Genomic DNA, 17,004 nt, shown 5'->3' with positions numbered 1-17,004 from the left:
CGGCGGGGAGAGCGGGGGCGGTGTCCGGCGCCGGCGGCGCGTGGGGCTCGACGGGCGGAGCGGGCGCGGCGTCGGTCCGCGGTGCGGTGGGCAGGGGGGCTCCCACCGGCTCGGCTTCGGCGATCTCGCGCGTGCGCGCGGTATCGGGCCAGGCGATCATGGAGCGCCACCCTCCGTCAGCCCGGTGGGGGCCAGGATGAGGCCGCCTTCGTCGCGCGTGATATGGGCGGCGACGCCGTAGATCGAGGCGAGGTTCCCGGCGGTCATGACGGCCTCGGGTGGGCCTTCGGCGGCGAGGCGACCATCCTTCAGCATCACCACGCGGTCGCACCAGCGGGCGGCGAGGGTGAGGTCATGCAGGGAGACGAGGATAGCGCGGTCCTCGCCGGCGAGCCGGCGAAGCGCGCGCATCATGGTGATCTGATGCGCGGGGTCGAGGCCGGAGGCGGGCTCGTCGGCGATGAGGACCGGCGTGTCCTGGGCGACGGCGCGGGCGGCGAGCACCCGCGCCTGCTCGCCGCCGGAAAGCTCCGTCGCCGGGCGATGGGCGAGGTGGGCGACGTCCATCAATTCCAGCGCGCGGGAGACGATCTCGGTGTCGTGCGGCCTCAGCCGCGCGCCGAAGCCGCGCCAGGGCAGGCGGCCGAGGCCGACCAGATCGCCGACCATGAGGCGCCAGCCGATGATGCGGGACTGCGGCAGGTAGGCAAGGAGCCGGGCGCGTGCGGCGGGCGGGAGCGCCGTGAGGTCGTCGTCGCCGAGGCGCATGGTGCCGGAGGCGGCGATCTGCCCGGCGAGCGCCCGCATGAGGGTGGACTTGCCGGCGCCGTTGGGGCCGAGAAGGCCGACGACCTCGCCGGGCGCGAGCGTGAGCCCGACGCCGTGCAGGACGGGGCGGCCGGAGAGCGAGACGTCGAGGTTTTCCACCGCAAGGCGCATCAGAACACCTCCCGGCGGGCGCGCACCACCAGCCACAGGAAGAAGGGGGCGCCGATGAGCGCGGTGAGCACGCCGACGTTGAGCTCGCCGGCCGGCAGGACGAGGCGCACGGCGACATCGGCCATCAGGAGGAGGGCCGCGCCGCCGAGGCCCGCCGGCAGCAGCAGCCGGCTCGGCATACGGGTGGTCAGCGGGCGGACGAGATGCGGCACGACGAGGCCGACGAAGCCGATGGTGCCGGCGACCGCCGTCGCAGCCCCGACGCCGAGAGCGACGCCGGCGACGATGAGGAAGCGCGTGCGCCCCAGGTGGACGCCGAGGCTGGCGGCCGCCTCCTCGCCCAGCGACAGGGCGTCGATGGCGCGGGCCGATAGCGCGATCAGGAGCCAGCCCGCCGCCATCAGCGGCAGGGCCAGCCAGACGTGCTCGATCGACCGATCCTTGAGCGAGCCGAGCAGCCAGAAGATGATCTCGTAGCTGGCGAAGGGGTTGGGGGAGAGGTTGAGCACCAGGGCGGTGAGGGCGCCGGCAAGGCTCGAAAGCGCGACGCCGGCGAGGATGAGGGTGAGGGTGGAGCCGTTGCGGGCGGCGAGCGCCATCAGGATGAGGACGGCGGCGAGCGCGCCGGCAAGGGCGCCGGCCGGAAGCGCGTAGAGGGCGGCGCCGGCAAGGCCGGAATAGAAGACGGCGACGGCGCCGAAGGCGGCCATGGCCGAGACGCCGATGATACCGGGTTCGGCCAGCGGATTGCGCAGGAAGCCCTGTAAGACGGCGCCGGCCAAGCCGAGCGTGAAGCCGATGCCGAGGCCTAAAAGCGCGCGCGGCAGGCGGATCTCGCGCATGATGATGCTTGCGGCCTCGCCACCACCGGCGAAGAGGCCGCGCACGCTTTCGGAAAGGCCGAGTTCGGCCGGGCCGACGGCGAGCGAGGCGAGGAAGAGGGCGAGCGCCAGGAGGGCGAGCGCGAGGTTGAGGGCGAGGGGCTTCATGGCGCTTCCCCGCAAGGTGGGGCAACTGCGGCGCGCACTGGCTCCCTTCCCCCTTGAGGCAGGGCTATCGCATATGGATGGAGTCTTTGTTCGGCTTCGCCGGGGCCCCCACCCCTCACCCCTCCCCTCAAGGGGGAGGGGGGCGCCGACACCTCAGAATCCCCCTCCCCCTTGAGGGGAGGGGTAAGGGGTGGGGGTCCGATCAAGAACTCAAAATCCATATGCGATAGCCCTGCCCCCTGAGGGGAGGGGTTGGGGGTGGGGGTTAGCCCGCAGGGCGTCAAGGAATTTTTCTTTGGGGCGCTCCGCGCCGACCCCCACCCCTTACCCCTCCCCTCAAGGGGGAGGGGAGCCGGCAGCGGCGGCGCCTCGCAGGATTTGATCTCACGGCGCAGCGCGTGGAGCGCCTTTACCGCCTCCAGCACCGCCGGCCCGCCGCAGGACCAGCTGCCGCGCGGCACGAAAGCGCCGATGCGGGTGGCCGGCAGCGCGCGAAGCGCCGGATGGCGCGGCACGAAGGCGCCGAGGGAGGGGGCGTCGCCGTCGCCGCCGGGCACGATGACGATGTCGGGCTTCTTCTCCACCACCAGCTCGAGCGGGAAGGGGGCCATGCCCTCTACGCCCTCTTCAGCGGCCAGATTCCGGAAGCCGGCGGCGGCGAGCACCGTATCGGCCAACGTGCCCTTGCCCAGCGCCACGCCGTTCTGCTCGTAGGCGAGTGCCGTCGGGCGCGGTTCGCACCTATCGGCCTCGACCTCGGCCAGCCCCGCCTCGAAATCGGCGGCCATGGCCTCGGCCTTTTCCTCGCGGCCGAGCAGCGCGCCCATGCGGCGGATGTCGCGGGGGATGGTGTCGAGGGTCTGCACGAAGCTGAATTCCTCGACGCGGAAGCCGAGCCGCTTCAGGAGCTGCGTGGTGTTGTGGAGCGTGTAGGTTCCGGTGACGACGAGGTCGGGCCGCGCCAGGAACACATCCTCCGCCATGCCGCGGTTGACGGGATAGCGCTCCGCCTCGCGGTGGAGCGGCGAAAGGTCCGGATCGCGCGCCAGGAAGGAGACGGAAACGAGCTGGCCGGGAGCGGCGAGTGCCATGGCGAGCTGGTCCGTGCACACGTTGAGCGACATGACGCGGGCGGGGGGCTCGGCGTGGGCGGGGATGGCGAGGGCAGCGCCGGCGAGGAAGAGGCTGAATGAGAGGGAGGCTCTCTTTCTTCCGTGGAACACCCTCTTCTGGCCTGCCGGCCATCTCCCCCGCTTTGAGGGTGGGGCAATCGCTTGACAGGACGGAGCCCGTCGCGTCGACCCCCCTCCGCCTGCCGGCACCTCCCCCGCAAGGGGGGAGGAAAGCCGTCGCGACCCTCTTCGCCAACCTCCAATGTTGCAGAAGAGGCGCCGGAGCGAGCGGCCGGCCTGCCTCCCCCCTTGTGGGGGAGGTGCCGGCAGGCGGAGGGGGGTCGACGCGACGGGTGCCGCCCTTTCAGGCGATTGCCCTGTCTTGAGAGGGGTACCCCTTTCGCTCATGGCCCGAACCTTGCCTTGAAGCCGGCGAAGACGGAGAGGCCGGGCGTGCCGAAGCCGCGGGCGGTCTGGTAGTCCTGGTCGAGGACGTTCTCGGCGCGCAGGTAAAGCTCCGTGTCTTCCGTGGGTTTATAGGCGATCTTGGCGTTGAGGAGGAAGTAGTCGTCGAGCGACGCGCCGTCGGTCTCCACCGTGTCGACGGCGATCTTGCCGGCGGTGGAGATGGTCCATTTCTCGGCTGGTCTGTAGGTGGCGGAGAGGCCGACGGCGTGGCGCGGGATGCGGGCGAGGCGGTCGCCGTTCTGGTTCTCGGCGTGGGTGTAGGTGTAGGAGCCGCCGAGGGTGAGTTGGCTGTTGACGTGGTAGGTGAGCGAGGTTTCGACGCCGTGCCTGCGTGATGTGCCGTGGATTTGCTCATATCGGCAGAATCCTCCCGGCGGGACGCAATCGATCAAATTGTCGATAGCAAGCTGGAAATAGGTGATATCGGCAGTCAGCCGATCGTCCAGGAACTTCTGCTCGATACCCACGTCGAAACCAAAACTGGTTTCGGGGGTCAGGTCCGGATTGCCCGTGCCGAAGCCGGCATAGAGCTCGTAGAGGCTCGGCGCACGGAAGCCCGTGCCTAGCGATGCATGCAGTCGTGTCCCTACATCTGGCACGAGATAGGCTCCGGTGACGCGCCAGGTGGTATGGCCGCCGAAGGCACTATGCTCGTCATGCCGGGCGCCGAGGGTGAGATGCAGGTTGTCGAATGGCTCGACCGTCGCCATCAACCAGAGGCCGGTCTGGGAGAGTGAATCGTCGGTCGGAAGCGAGCCGACGTCGTCGGAATATCTCGCGTTCTGGCGCTCGTGGTCGGCGCCGAAAAATAGTGAAGCCCGGTCGGTGACCTCGAATTCGCCCTCGTATTCGGCTTTGATCCGCCGGCCCTCAAAAACGCCGTTGTAGGGGCCGAACGTATTCGAGGAAATGCGGCGGTCAATGTCGAAAGCTTGGAGCGAGACCGTGTTCTTCAGGCGCCCATCCATCAGGTCGAGGTTGAAGCCAACGCGACCCGCCTTCTGGGTGCTGAAATTGGTGTTGAAGGGGTTGTCGACTGGTGGATCGCCATCATCGAATTCCGCTTCCGCGTCGATGAACAGCGCAGACCCGAACACCGAGAACACGTCCGAGAATTCGTGCTCACCGGCGATATCCAGCGTCACGTTCTCATAGCCGTCGCGCTCTGTGCCTGCGTCCGCCGCCGAAATCCCGTCGGTGCGAAAGCCCGTCGCGTTGAAGGAAAGGCGCGAGCCGCCCTCCGCCGCGCGCAGGCCGTAGGAGGCGCGGGCGGTGCCGTGGGAGCCGCCTTCGCCGGCGAGGAGGTGGGTCACGCCCGGGTCGATGTCGCCGAGCGTCGACAGGCCGATGACGCCGGCAATCGCGTCGGAGCCGTAGAGTGTGCTCTGTGAGCCCTTCAAAACCTCGATGGAGTCGATGCCGCCGGACAGGAGGTACTGGTAGGAGGTCTGTACCTGGGTGTTGGTGGGGTCGGAGATGTCGATGCCATTGTAGAGCGTCTTGACGTAGCGGCGGGGGGCGCCGCGAATGGCAAGGCTCGTTTCCGTGCCGGGGCCGCCGGGGGAGGTGATGGCCACGCCCGGCACCTGGTTGAGGTAGTCGGTGACCAGCGGCTGCGCCTGCTCCTCGATCTCTTCGCGGTCGATCAGGGTGACCGACGAGCCGGTCGTCGACAGTTCCGTCGGCGCCCGGTTCGGCGTGATGACGATCTCGCCCAGTTCGAGGTCCTGGGCGGCGGCCGGCAGGCCGGCGGCGAGCGCCAGCGAGACGACTGATACGGTTATGAGAAGGCTGGATTTGCCTGGTGATGCGGTCATGATGCCCCTCCGCGATATCCCGATGATGCTGGAGGGAACGGAGGCCCTTGTCGGCCACAGTTTCCGCCAGCGGTGACACGTCGTCCGCCACCACTGCGAAAACCACAGCCCCGGAAGCTGCCCGCATCCGGACGGTGACGACCCGAGGCAGGTTTCCTGGCTCGCGCTTCTCCGGCTTTCCCGCCTTCCCAGGCCGTCTCGGCCCAGTGGCATATGTGGAAGCCTCGGCGCTCACAGTTGCGGGAGCAGCTACGGTTGGGGCTGATCTGCCCTTCCGTATTCCCTTTTAACCCCGGCGGCAGGCCGCCCGGGCACCTCTGGCACAAGGGCAGGATTAGCAACCGCCCCCGATGCCGTCAATCGGTCAGGCGGACACCCCGAGGCGTGTCGGGAGCGGCGATTTTCCGGCGTGGCGGGAATGGCACGTCCGCGCCGCAAAATCGGCAGACCGCTGTCGTTTTTGCGCCATTTATGTCGCGTTTTCGGCATTCCGGAGCGTGCGCAGGACGCACACTATGGGAGCATTTGTGGGGGACTTTTTCGCAGCAAGTTCTTTTGACAAGCCGGTGCGGATGCGAAATGCTAGCGCCTGGTCAAGCTTGTGGGCGATCGGAAAAAGCACGCAAACGAACAAATGGGAGTGCGTCGATGAGATTCTTCAAGAGCAATGGCGGCCGTGTTCCGGATCGGATCGCGGCGCTGGCGGAGAAAGCGAGAGCGGGCGGTATGGACCGGCGCGAGTTCCTCGCGCTGGCGAGCATCTTCGGCGCCACGACGGCGGGCGCCTACGCGATGGCGGGGCTGGCTGCACCCGTGCGGGCGCTGGCGCAGGAACCGAAGAAGGGCGGCGTTCTAAGGGTCGCGATGTGGATCAAGGAAAACAAGGATCCGATGACGGCCGATTGGTCGGAGATCGCCAACGCCATGCGCCAGACGCTGGAGCCGCTGGTCAAATACACGCGCGACTTCACCTTCGAGGGCCGGCTGCTCGAAGGCTGGGAAGTCAATGAGGACGCGACGGAATACATCCTCAACGTGCGCCAGGGGGCGACCTGGAACAATGGCGACGCCTTCACGGCCGACGACGTGATCTTCAACATCACCCGCTGGTGCGACCAGGGCGTCGAGGGCAATTCGATGGCCGCGCGCATGTCCTCGCTCATCGATCCGGAGACCAAGAAGGCGCGCGAAGGCGCCATCGAGAAGGTGGACGACCACACGGTGAGGCTCGTGCTGCCCGAGCCGGACATCTCCATCATCTCCGGCTTCGTCGATTACCCGGCCCTGATCGTGCATCCGAGCTTCGAGGATACCGGCCGTGATTTCACGGCGAACCCGATCGGCACCGGTCCGTTCGAACTGGTCTCCTACGAGGTCGGCAACCGGGTCGTTTTAAAGCGGCGCGAGAACGGCCAGTGGTGGGGCGGCGAACCGCATCTCGACGGCATCGAGTTCATCGACTACGGCACGGATCCCTCCGCCATGGTCTCGGCCTTCGAGGCGGGCGAGGTGCACACCAACTACGAGACCAGCGCCGACTTTGTCGATATCCTCGACAGCCTCGACCTGGTGAAGTCGGAAGTGGTGACGGCGGCGACCATCGTCGCCCGCACCAACGTCGACAACGCGCCGTATGAAGACCAGAAGGTGCGCAAGGCGCTGCAGCTCGCCGTCGACCCCGCCACGGTGCTGGCGCTCGGCTACGGCAATGCCGGGGAGCCGGCGGAAAACCACCATGTCGCCCCGATCCATCCCGAATATGCCGAGCTTGCGCCCTTCGCGCGCGACGTCGAGCAGGCCAAGGCGCTGATGGAAGAGGCCGGCCAGATGGATTACGAGCACGTGCTCATCACGGTCGACGAGGACTGGCACAAGAACACGGGCGATGCCATCGCCGCGCAGATCCGCGAGGCCGGCTTCAAGGTCAAGCGCGAGGTGCTGCCGGGCTCCACCTTCTGGAACGACTGGACGAAGTATCCCTGGTCCATGACCAACTGGAACATGCGTCCGCTCGGCATCCAGGTGGTGGCGCTCGCCTACCGGACGGGCGAGGCGTGGAACGAGTCGGCCTATTCCAACAAAGAGCTCGACGCCATGATCGACAAGGCGCTGACCATGCCGGACCCGGATGAGCGCCGCACGGTGATGAAGGATATCCAGCAGCATATCCAGGATGCGGGCATCATCATCCAGCCCTACTGGCGCAAGCTCTACAACCACTCGGTGCCGGCGGTGAAGAACCACGGCATGCATCAGACCTTCGAGATCGACCTGCACGAAGTGTGGCTCGACGAGGCCTGAGGCCTGTTGCGACAGCCAAGAGGGGCCGGCGACGGCCCCTCTTGCAAAACGCTAGAATAAGACAACAACCCCCGAAACGGGGGGAGGGGAAACAGTGCTGAGCTTCATCCTTCGCCGCCTCGGTGTCATGGCGCTGACGATGCTGTGCCTCTCGCTGGTGGTGTTCTTCCTGATCAACCTGGAGCCCAACCTGAAGAAGCTGGCCATCAGCCAGCTCGACATGCGCTCCTCGGCGGAAGACCTCGAAAGCTGGCTGCAGCGGAACGGCTACCGGCAGAACTTCTTCGTACGCTACGGCCAATGGCTCGGCGTGATGCCGAAACAGCCCAACATCGACCCGCAAACGGGGGTGGCGAGCCCCCGCTTCGCCTATTGCCGCGAGCCGGCGGAGGCGCGTTTCTCCGGCGTCCTGCAGGGCGATTTCGGCTGTTCGACCAAGTTCAAGGTGCCGGTGGCGCAGAGGCTCGTCCCGGCGCTCGGAGCGACCGGCATACTGATGTTCTGGGTGATGGCGGTGATGGTGCCGGTGTCGCTCCTGATCGGGGTGCTCGCCGGCATGCGCGAGGGCAGCCGCACGGACCGAAGTCTCTCGATCGCCTCTATCACCACCACGGCGACGCCGGAATACATCTCCGGCGTCATCTTCACCGTCGTCTTCGCCTCATGGCTCGGCTGGCTCAACGGCTCTGCCGCCTCGGCCACCAACCAGGGCGTGACCTTCTACAATTTCACCCTGCCGGTGATGACCATGGCCATCTACGGCATCGGCTACATCGCCCGCATGACGCGGGCCTCGATGGTCGAGGTGATGACGCAGCAATATATCCGCACCGCCCGGCTCAAGGGGTTGGGCTTCAGCGCGGTGGTGGTGAAGCATGCGCTGCGCAACGCGCTGATCGCGCCGTTCACCGTCATCATGCTGCAGTTTCCGTGGCTCTTGACCGGCGTCGTCATCGTCGAGGTGATGTTCCGCTACCAGGGCTTCGGCTTCACGCTGGTGGAGGCGGCGGCCAACAACGACATCGACCTGTTGCTCGCCTGCTCGCTGGTGTCGGTGCTCGTGGTGCTTTCGACGCAGCTCATTTCCGACATCGGCTATGCGCTGCTCAACCCGCGCATTCGCGTGCAGTAGGAGGGACGACGGATGGAATTCGAGACCATCGGCGTCTTCGGCATCGTCATCGGCGTGATCGCGCGCTTCTGGCCGGTGTGGCTGGCGCTCGGCATCATCCTGGCGTTCAGCCTGCGCTACAAGAAAGTGCTCGGCCTCTACGGGCACCTGTTCGACACGGGCGTGGGGATCGCCGGGCTGATGATCTGCCTGTTTTGGCTGTTCACGGCGATCTTCGCCGACGTGATCGCCCCCTTCGACCCGTTGCAGCAGGTGGCGATCCTGAAGAACGCGACCCCCGGCACCGTCGACCCCGGCAGCGGCCTGACGTTCCTTTTCGGCGGCGACAGGCTGGCGCGCGACGTGTTCAGCCGCATGGTGTTCGGCAGCCAGATCGTGCTCGTCATCGCGCCGGCGGCGACGATGTTCGCGCTGATGGTGGGCACGACGCTGGGCCTGCCGGCCGGCTATTACGGCGGGCGGATCGACAATTTTCTGTCTTTCCTCGCCAATCTGGTGCTGGCATTCCCGGTGATCCTGCTCTTCTACCTGCTGGTCACGCCCGGCATCCGCGAGACCGCCATCCCGCAATGGCTCGCGGGCGTCTTCTTCATCTTTCCCGTCATCTTCTTCGGGACGCTGTTCTATACGCGGTTCAAGAGCCGGCCGGGATTGCTCGCCGTGCAGCTTGCGATCACGGCGCTCATCGGCGGCTGGGTCTATATCGGGCTCGTCTTCAATAGGGATCCGCTCGGCATCATCTCTATCCGGCCGAACGAATTGAACATCTTCGTGGCCGTGGTCTTTGCCTCCTCGCCGGGCGTCTTCCGCATCGTGCGGGGGCTGACCATGGACATCAAGACGCGCGACTACGTGGCGGCCGCCCAGACGCGCGGCGAGAACCCCTGGTACATCATGCTGTGGGAGGTGCTGCCGAACGCGCGCGGGCCGCTCATCGTCGATGCGTGCCTGAGGATCGGCTACACGACCATCCTTCTGGGAACGCTCGGCTATTTCGGCCTCGGGCTGGCGCCGGAAAGCCCGGACTGGGGAACGGGCATCAAGGAATCGAGCCGGCTGTTGCGCGCCTATATCCATCCCGCCCTGCCGCCCGTCTTCGCGCTGATGTCGTTCGTGCTGGGGCTCAACCTGCTTGCGGATGCGCTGCGCGAGCAGTCGTTGAAGGATTGAGGGTGACGACGATGATGCGACACCACCACCGCGTCATCCCGGAAGCCGGAGCGATAGCGGAGGCTGTCCGGGACCCATTCTGGAACGTGGAGGGGTCACGGAATGGGTCCCGGACAAGCCTTCGGCTTTCCGGGATGACGGCGGTGGCGCCTGAAACACGAAGGCGCCGCATCGATCAGCGCGGGAGCCAGCCATGAACGAAGCCATCAGCACCAACCGGGTTCAGAACGCCGGCCAACCCATCCTGGAGATCGAGAACCTCTCCATCTCCTTCTTCACCCGCGCCGGCGAGATTCCCGCGGTGATGGACTTCTCCTGCGAGGTGATGCCGGGGGAGGCGATGGGGATCGTCGGCGAGTCGGGCTGCGGCAAGTCCACCGTGGCGCTCGGCATCATGCGCGACCTTTCCAATGTCGGCAAAATCGTCGGCGGCCGCATCAAGTTCAAGGGCCGCGACATGGCGGAGATGAGCGAGGAGGAGCTGCGCCATATCCGCGGCAACGAGATCGCCATGATCTACCAGGAGCCGATGGCGAGCCTGAACCCGGCCATGAAGATCGGCCGGCAGCTCATGGAAGTGCCGCTGATCCACGAGAAGGTGTCGAAGGAGGAGGCATGGAACCGGGCGCTGGAGATGGTGCGCGCGGTGCGCCTGCCCGACCCCGAGCGCATCATGCGCGCCTACCCGCACCAGCTTTCCGGCGGCCAGCAGCAGCGCATCGTCATCGCCATGGCGCTTCTGTCGAAGCCCTCGCTGCTTCTGCTCGACGAGCCGACCACCGCGCTCGACGTGACGGTGGAGGCGGGCATCGTCGAACTGGTGAAGGGGCTGGGCAAGGAATTCGGCACGTCGATGATCTTCGTGTCGCATAATCTCGGGCTGATCCTGGAGACCTGCGACCGCATCACGGTGATGTATTCGGGCGAGGCGGTGGAGACGGGCCGGGTCAAGGACGTGTTCGACCGCATGCGCCATCCTTATACGCAGGGGCTGTTCCGCTCCATTCCCTTGCCCGGCGCGGACAAGAATGCGCAGCCGCTGATCGCCATTCCGGGCCAGTTGCCGCTGCCGCACGAGCGGCCGAGGGGCTGCAATTTCGGCCCGCGCTGCCAGCATTTCGTGGAAGGCGTGTGCGATGCGGCGGAAATCCCCATGATCGCCGTGAAGGAGCACAAGAGCCATCACTCGCGCTGCGTGCGCTTCGAGGAGATCGACTGGAAGAAGCTGCCGGAAGGGGCGAAGACGGCGCGCGAGCCGGTGAAGCCGGGCGCGCCGATGCTGAAGATCGACGACCTGAAGAAATATTATCACGTCGCCGCCAACGCCATCTTCGGCGGGGCGGAGACGCGCACGGTGAAGGCCAACGAGGCTGTCAGCTTCGAGGCGCGCGAATCGGAGACCGTGGCGATCGTCGGCGAATCCGGCTGCGGGAAGTCGACGCTCGCCAAGGTGCTGCTCGGCCTCGAGACGGCGACGGAAGGGACCGTCACGCTGGGCAATACGGAGATCCAGGGAACGCCGGTGGAGGAGCGGGATACGGACACCGTGGCCGGCATCCAGATGGTGTTCCAGAACCCGTTCGACACGCTGAACCCCAGCCACTCGGTGGGCGCGCAGATCATGCGCACGCTCGAAAAGTTCAAGGTGGGGAAGACGGTTGCGGAACGCAGGAGCCGCATGCTGGAGCTGCTCGACCTCGTCAAGCTGCCGCGTGCTTTCGCTTCGCGCATGCCGCGCCAGCTTTCGGGCGGGCAGAAGCAGCGCATCGGCGTGGCGCGCGCCTTTGCCGGCAATGCCAAGGTGGTGGTGGCCGACGAGCCGGTTTCGGCGCTCGACGTTTCGGTGCAGGCGGCGGTGACCGAGCTTCTGATGGACATCCAGCGCAAGAACAAGACGACGATGCTGTTCATCAGCCACGATCTCTCGGTGGTGCGCTATCTGGCCGACAGGGTGGTGGTGATGTATCTCGGCCATATCGTCGAGCAGGGGACGACGGACCAGATCTTCGCGCCGCCCTACCATCCCTATACGGAGGCGCTCTTATCGGCGATCCCCATCGCCGACACCTCCGTGCGCAAGAAGCATATCGTGCTCGAGGGCGACATCCCCTCGGCCATGGACCCGCCGTCCGGCTGCCCCTTCCAGACCCGCTGCCGCTACAAGCACCTGGTGCCGGACAATCTGTGCGAGCGCGAGCTGCCGCCCTTCGCCGACCTCGGCGAGGGCCACCGCAGCCTGTGCTGGCTGGGCGAGGAGGTGCTGAAGACGATGGAGCCGGTCATCAGCTTCGACGAGAAGCGCGGGGAGGGGGCGGCGAAGCCCGCGCGGGCGAAGCCCAAGGCCGGTGTGCGATCCGCTCGCGCCAAGGGCGGGATCAAGCGCAAGGCGAAGGCCGCTCCGGTCGAAACGGCCTCCGCGGTTCCCGGCTTCTCCGCGCCCAAGAAGGTGCAGACGGAAGTCGGCGGCGGACGCCAAGCGGCCTCCGCGCGCGTGAAGCCGGGCTTAACGGGTGCCGACAAGAACCGTCCGCCGAAGATGCGCACGCCGCGCACGCCGGACGATCTGAAGCTGATCTCCGGCGTCGGGCCGAAGCTGGAGGCGATGCTCAACGGCCTCGGCATCTACACCTACGCGCAGATCGCCGCCTGGAAGAAGGCCGAGCGCCAGTGGGTGGACGAGCACCTGAAGCTCAAGGGCCGCATCGAGCGCGAGGACTGGGTGAAGCAGGCGAAGGCGCTGGCGAGGAAGAAGTAGTACCAGCGGCTTGGATGTTTGACCGCTGGTGGCGCGTCGATGTTCCGGCATGGATCCTCGGGTCAAGCCCGAGGACGACGACGGGAGGGGTTGCTTGCGCCAGTCGCCGGCGTTGGAGAATTGCGGCAGACACTTCCACTTCGTCATCCTCGGGCTTGACCCGAGGACCCATGCCGGAACCGCTCCAATAGACAAAACGGTCAAAGCTAACGCGCGTCATCCCGGCCGAACGAAGTGAGGGCCGGGAGCCATTCCGTGACGGAGACGTTTCGGAATAGGTCCCGGACAGCCTCCGCCCTGCGGGCTCCGGCTTCCGGGATGACGCGCGTTGGGATGCCCTGGCCTAATCTCTCCCGCTCTAAGGGCCGTTGAGAAGGGCGCTTGGCGCCCTATCTTTCCCCTTTTTTCCGAGAGAGCCCGGCTGCTCTCACCGCTTCGGCGCGGACAAGGCGAAGGCTGCGCCCTGCGGGTCGAGGCACTGCACGATCCAGCCTCCGCCAGGCACCTCCATGGGCCCCATCAGAAGCTTGCCGCCATTCGTCTTCACGCGCTCGGCGGCCTCGTCGATGGCGGGGACGTTGAAATAGAACTGCCAGAAGGGGACGGGGATCTGCTCGGGCTTGTTCATCATGCCGCCGACCGGCTCGCCGCCGGCCGCGAATAGCTGATAGACCCCCATCTCCCCCATATCCATCGCCTCTCCCTTGGTCCAGCCGAACTGGCCGGAATAGAAGTCGAAGGCCTTTTGCCAGTCTGTCGTGTAGAGCTCGTGCCAGCCGATGTGGCCGGGCGTTCCGGCCGGTACGGGCGGCTGGTCCGGTCCGTCGGGTTGCAGCAGCATGAAGGTCACGCCCTGGGGATCGGCAACGACGGAGAAGCGGCCGACGCCGGGAATGTCCGCCGGCGGACGGTGGACGGTGCCGCCGGCCTCCTTAACGCCCTTTGTTGCCGCATCGGCGTTGTCGGCATGAATGTAGCCAAGCCACGCCGGCTGGCCGCCCGACTGGCGATATTCCTCCGGCAGGTCCATGATCCCGCTGACGCCTCGCTCGCCTGCGTTCATGACGGTGTAGGGCGGCGTGCCGGGCTCGGTCCAGGGCTCGGCGCGCCAGCCCACGACGGCCGTGTAGAAGGCTTCGGCCGCCTTCATGTCGGAGGTCATCAGCTCATACCAGAAGAAGGATTTGGGAGAGGTCGGCATCGTCTTTCTCCTCTGTCGCGGGCGGCATAGCCGCGTGAAGACCGTATGGGATGAACAGTGCCATCATAGGACGATCGAGGAGGGACAACCAGACAGACAATCGCCTGAACGAGGCGGGAAAACTTGATAATATAAGTCTACTTTTTGAAGCAAAATCGACTGCTTGGAAGAAATTTGACCGATTGATAAAAAAACGAAACTGCGTTAGTTTTCCCCAAGAACAAAAAGGGGCCCTAATTAAAAAAGGGGAATGGCATGGTTCAACGCCAATACGAGGACGGCATCGTCCCAGGCCGCCTTTCGCCGGGGGACTACGCGCAGAACTTCGCGGACCTGCATCCGCCGCTCGAAGAGCACGAGGCGCGGGTGGAGGCGGATCGCTGCTACTTCTGCTACGACGCGCCCTGCATGCACGCCTGCCCGACGTCCATCGACATCCCGCTGTTTATCCGCGAGATCGCCACGGGCAACCCGCTCGGCTCGGCCAAGACCATCTTCGACCAGAACATCCTCGGCGGCATGTGCGCACGCGTGTGCCCGACGGAGACCCTGTGCGAGGAGGCCTGCGTGCGCGAGGCGGCGGAGGGTAAGCCGGTGCAGATCGGCCGGTTGCAGCGCTATGCCACCGACGCGGCGATGGGCGAGGGGAGGCAGTTTTATGGGCGGGCGGCGCCCACCGGCAAAAGGGTTGCCGTCGTCGGCGCCGGGCCGGCGGGGCTTGCCTCAGCGCACAGGCTCGCCATGCACGGGCACGATGTGACGGTCTACGAGGCGCGGCCGAAATCCGGCGGGCTCAACGAATACGGGATCGCCGCCTACAAGACGCCGGAGAATTTCGCGCAAGCCGAGGTCGATTATGTGACGGCCATCGGCGGCATCGCCGTCGAACATGGCAAGGCGTTCGGGCGCGACCTTTCGCTTTCCGGCCTTGCCGGGGCGTTCGATGCCGTCTTCCTCGCCATGGGGCTTGGCGGCGTCAACGCGCTCCGCGCCGAGGGGGAGGAGGCCGAGGGCGTGGAGAACGCCGTCGACTACATCGCCAATCTTCGACAGGCTCGGGATATGGCGCAACTTCCAATCGGCCGGCGCGTCGTCGTCATCGGCGGCGGAATGACGGCCATCGACGCGGCCGTGCAGGCGCGGCTCCTGGGCGCGGAGGAGGTGACGATCTGCTATCGCCGCGGGCGCGAGCACATGAACGCCTCCGAATGGGAGCAGGATCTGGCGGCCTCCAAGGGCGTCGCCATCCGCCATTGGCTGCAGCCGAAGCGGGTGCTCGCGGAGGGCGGCAAGGTGGCGGCGGTCGAACTGGAATACACGCAGCTTTCCGGCGGGCGGCTCACCGGCACGGGCGAGACGCTGACCTTGAAAGCCGATCAGGTCTTCAAGGCCATCGGCCAGACCTTCGAGCCGGCCGTTCTGAACGGCAGCGGCGTGGGAATAGCGCTCGAATCCGGCCGCATCAGGGTCGATGGAGAGGGCCGCACATCCATGCCCAAGGTATGGGCGGGCGGCGACTGCATCGCCGGCGGCGACGATCTCACCGTCTCGGCGGTGGCGCAGGGGCGCGACGCGGCCGAGAGCATTCATCGCGCATTGATGGGCTGAGGAGCAAACCCCATGGCTGACATCCGCTCGAATTTCGTCGGCATCAAATCGCCGAACCCGTTCTGGCTGGCCTCCGCGCCGCCCACCGACAAGGCCTACAATGTCGAACGCGCCTTCAGGGAGGGCTGGGGCGGCGTGGTGTGGAAGACGCTGGGCGAGGAGGGGCCGCCGGTCGTCAACGTCAACGGCCCGCGCTACGGCGCCATCTGGGGCGCCGACCGCCGGCTGCTCGGCCTCAACAACATCGAACTCATTACCGACCGCGATCTTTACCTCAATCTCAGGGAGATCAAGCAGGTGAAGAAGAACTGGCCGGACCGGGCGCTGGTCGTCTCGCTGATGGTGCCGTGCGAGGAGGACGCCTGGAAGGCCATCCTGCCGCTGGTAGAGGAGACGGAGGCCGATGGCATCGAACTCAACTTCGGCTGCCCGCACGGCATGAGCGAGCGCGGCATGGGCTCGGCCGTCGGCCAGGTGCCCGAATATGTCGAGATGGTGGTACGCTGGTGCAAGCAATATACGCGCATGCCCGTCATCACCAAGCTGACGCCGAACATCACCGACGTGCGCAAGCCCGCGCGTGCGGCCCACGCAGGCGGCACAGACGCGGTGTCGCTCATCAACACGATCAACTCCATCACGGCGGTCGATCTCGACAATTTCGCCCCGGAGCCGACCATCGACGGCAAGGGCTCGCACGGCGGCTATTGCGGGCCGGCGGTCAAGCCGATCGCGCTCAACATGGTGGCCGAGATCGCCCGCGACGCTGAGACGCGGGGCCTGCCGATCTCCGGCATCGGCGGCGTGACGACGTGGCGCGACGCGGCGGAGTTCCTGGCGCTGGGCGCGGGCAACGTGCAGGTGTGCACGGCTGCCATGACCTACGGCTTCAAAATCGTCCGGGAGATGATCGAGGGGTTGAACAACTGGATGGACGCCAAGGGGCACGCCTCGCTCGACGACGTGATCGGCCGGGCGGTGCCGAACGTGACGGACTGGCAGTACCTCAACCTCAACTACGTGACCAAGGCGAAGATCGACCAGGACCTGTGCATCAAATGCGGGCGCTGCCACATCGCCTGCGAGGACACCTCGCATCAGGCGATCACGGCGATGGTGGACGGCGCGCGGCGCTTCGAGGTGATCGAGGAAGAGTGCGTGGGCTGCAATCTGTGCGTCAACGTGTGCCCGGTGGAGGGCTGCATCGACATGGTGCCGCTTGCGGCGGGAGAGATGGACCGGCGCACGGGCAGAGTGGTGGAGGCCGACTACGCCAACTGGACCACACACCCGAACAACCCGATGAAGGCGGCGGCGGAGTAGGGCCTGTGCCGGCGGAGACGTAGGTGCGTGCCTTCACCCTTGTGGTTCGACAAGCCCGGGAGGCTCAGGATGAGGCAAAGGCGCAACGCCCGCGACTCCCCTCCCCCTTGTGGGGTGAGGGGTGGGGGTCGTGGCGACATGAGCCGGCGTATCCCTGATAGGCGGGGATAGGCCAATCGCCGGCGACGG

General features: G+C 66.4%; 11 protein-coding genes and 1 riboswitch. Of the genes, 6 read left to right on the top strand and 5 right to left on the bottom strand.

Annotation, left to right across the window (positions count from 1 at the left end; translation table 11 throughout):
• Positions 1-156: 156 nt before the first annotated feature.
• From GM910_RS16890 to GM910_RS16875, 4 genes are all read right to left on the bottom strand, one after another.
• On the bottom strand, positions 157-939 hold the full coding sequence (locus GM910_RS16890; protein ID WP_159589295.1) for an ABC transporter ATP-binding protein: 783 nt from the start codon (positions 937-939) through the stop codon (positions 157-159).
• Positions 939-1,928, bottom strand: coding sequence for a FecCD family ABC transporter permease (locus GM910_RS16885; RefSeq protein ID WP_159589293.1), 990 nt, complete (start codon positions 1,926-1,928; stop codon positions 939-941). Before GM910_RS16885 ends, GM910_RS16890 begins: the two co-directional genes overlap by 1 nt.
• Positions 1,925-3,151 (bottom strand): ABC transporter substrate-binding protein, encoded by a 1,227-nt coding sequence (locus GM910_RS27350; protein WP_246226194.1) that lies wholly within the window; start codon positions 3,149-3,151, stop codon positions 1,925-1,927. The genes GM910_RS16885 and GM910_RS27350 overlap by 4 nt, the downstream gene beginning before the upstream one ends.
• 293 nt (positions 3,152-3,444) lie before the next feature.
• A complete protein-coding gene (locus GM910_RS16875; RefSeq protein ID WP_159589291.1) occupies positions 3,445-5,325 on the bottom strand; it encodes a TonB-dependent receptor plug domain-containing protein in 1,881 nt (626 codons plus the stop codon).
• Positions 5,326-5,454: 129 nt separating this feature from the next.
• Positions 5,455-5,659: riboswitch (cobalamin riboswitch) on the bottom strand.
• A gap of 314 nt (positions 5,660-5,973) precedes the next feature.
• Between GM910_RS16875 and GM910_RS16870 the strand changes: the two genes are divergently transcribed.
• From GM910_RS16870 to GM910_RS16855, 4 genes are all read left to right on the top strand, one after another.
• The gene (locus GM910_RS16870; RefSeq protein WP_159589289.1) at positions 5,974-7,626 is read left to right on the top strand and encodes an ABC transporter substrate-binding protein; all 1,653 of its coding nucleotides are present in this window, start codon (positions 5,974-5,976) and stop codon (positions 7,624-7,626) included.
• 94 nt (positions 7,627-7,720) lie between these two features.
• The gene (locus GM910_RS16865) at positions 7,721-8,758 is read left to right on the top strand and encodes an ABC transporter permease (RefSeq protein ID WP_159589287.1); all 1,038 of its coding nucleotides are present in this window, start codon (positions 7,721-7,723) and stop codon (positions 8,756-8,758) included.
• Positions 8,759-8,770: 12 nt separating this feature from the next.
• Positions 8,771-9,928, top strand: coding sequence for an ABC transporter permease (locus GM910_RS16860; RefSeq protein WP_159589285.1), 1,158 nt, complete (start codon positions 8,771-8,773; stop codon positions 9,926-9,928).
• A 193-nt stretch (positions 9,929-10,121) separates the two neighbouring features.
• Positions 10,122-12,683, top strand: a complete 2,562-nt coding sequence (locus GM910_RS16855) for a dipeptide ABC transporter ATP-binding protein (protein WP_159589283.1) — start codon at positions 10,122-10,124, stop codon at positions 12,681-12,683.
• 427 nt (positions 12,684-13,110) lie between these two features.
• Here GM910_RS16855 and GM910_RS16850 read toward each other — a convergent pair whose 3' ends face one another.
• Entirely contained in the window at positions 13,111-13,884 is a 774-nt protein-coding gene (locus GM910_RS16850) for a VOC family protein (RefSeq protein ID WP_159589281.1), read from the bottom strand.
• A gap of 255 nt (positions 13,885-14,139) precedes the next feature.
• Here GM910_RS16850 and GM910_RS16845 point away from each other — a divergent pair, with 255 nt between their 5' ends.
• Both GM910_RS16845 and preA read left to right on the top strand, forming a co-directional pair.
• A complete protein-coding gene (locus tag GM910_RS16845) occupies positions 14,140-15,492 on the top strand; it encodes an NAD(P)-dependent oxidoreductase (protein WP_159589279.1) in 1,353 nt (450 codons plus the stop codon).
• A 12-nt stretch (positions 15,493-15,504) separates the two neighbouring features.
• Positions 15,505-16,815, top strand: a complete 1,311-nt coding sequence (preA, locus tag GM910_RS16840; RefSeq protein WP_159589277.1) for an NAD-dependent dihydropyrimidine dehydrogenase subunit PreA — start codon at positions 15,505-15,507, stop codon at positions 16,813-16,815.
• The last annotated feature ends 189 nt before the right edge of the window (positions 16,816-17,004 follow it).

Source organism: Chelativorans xinjiangensis (assembly GCF_009812055.1).
GTDB lineage: Bacteria > Pseudomonadota > Alphaproteobacteria > Rhizobiales > Rhizobiaceae > Chelativorans > Chelativorans xinjiangense.
This window is presented reverse-complemented; position numbering and strand designations above follow the sequence as displayed.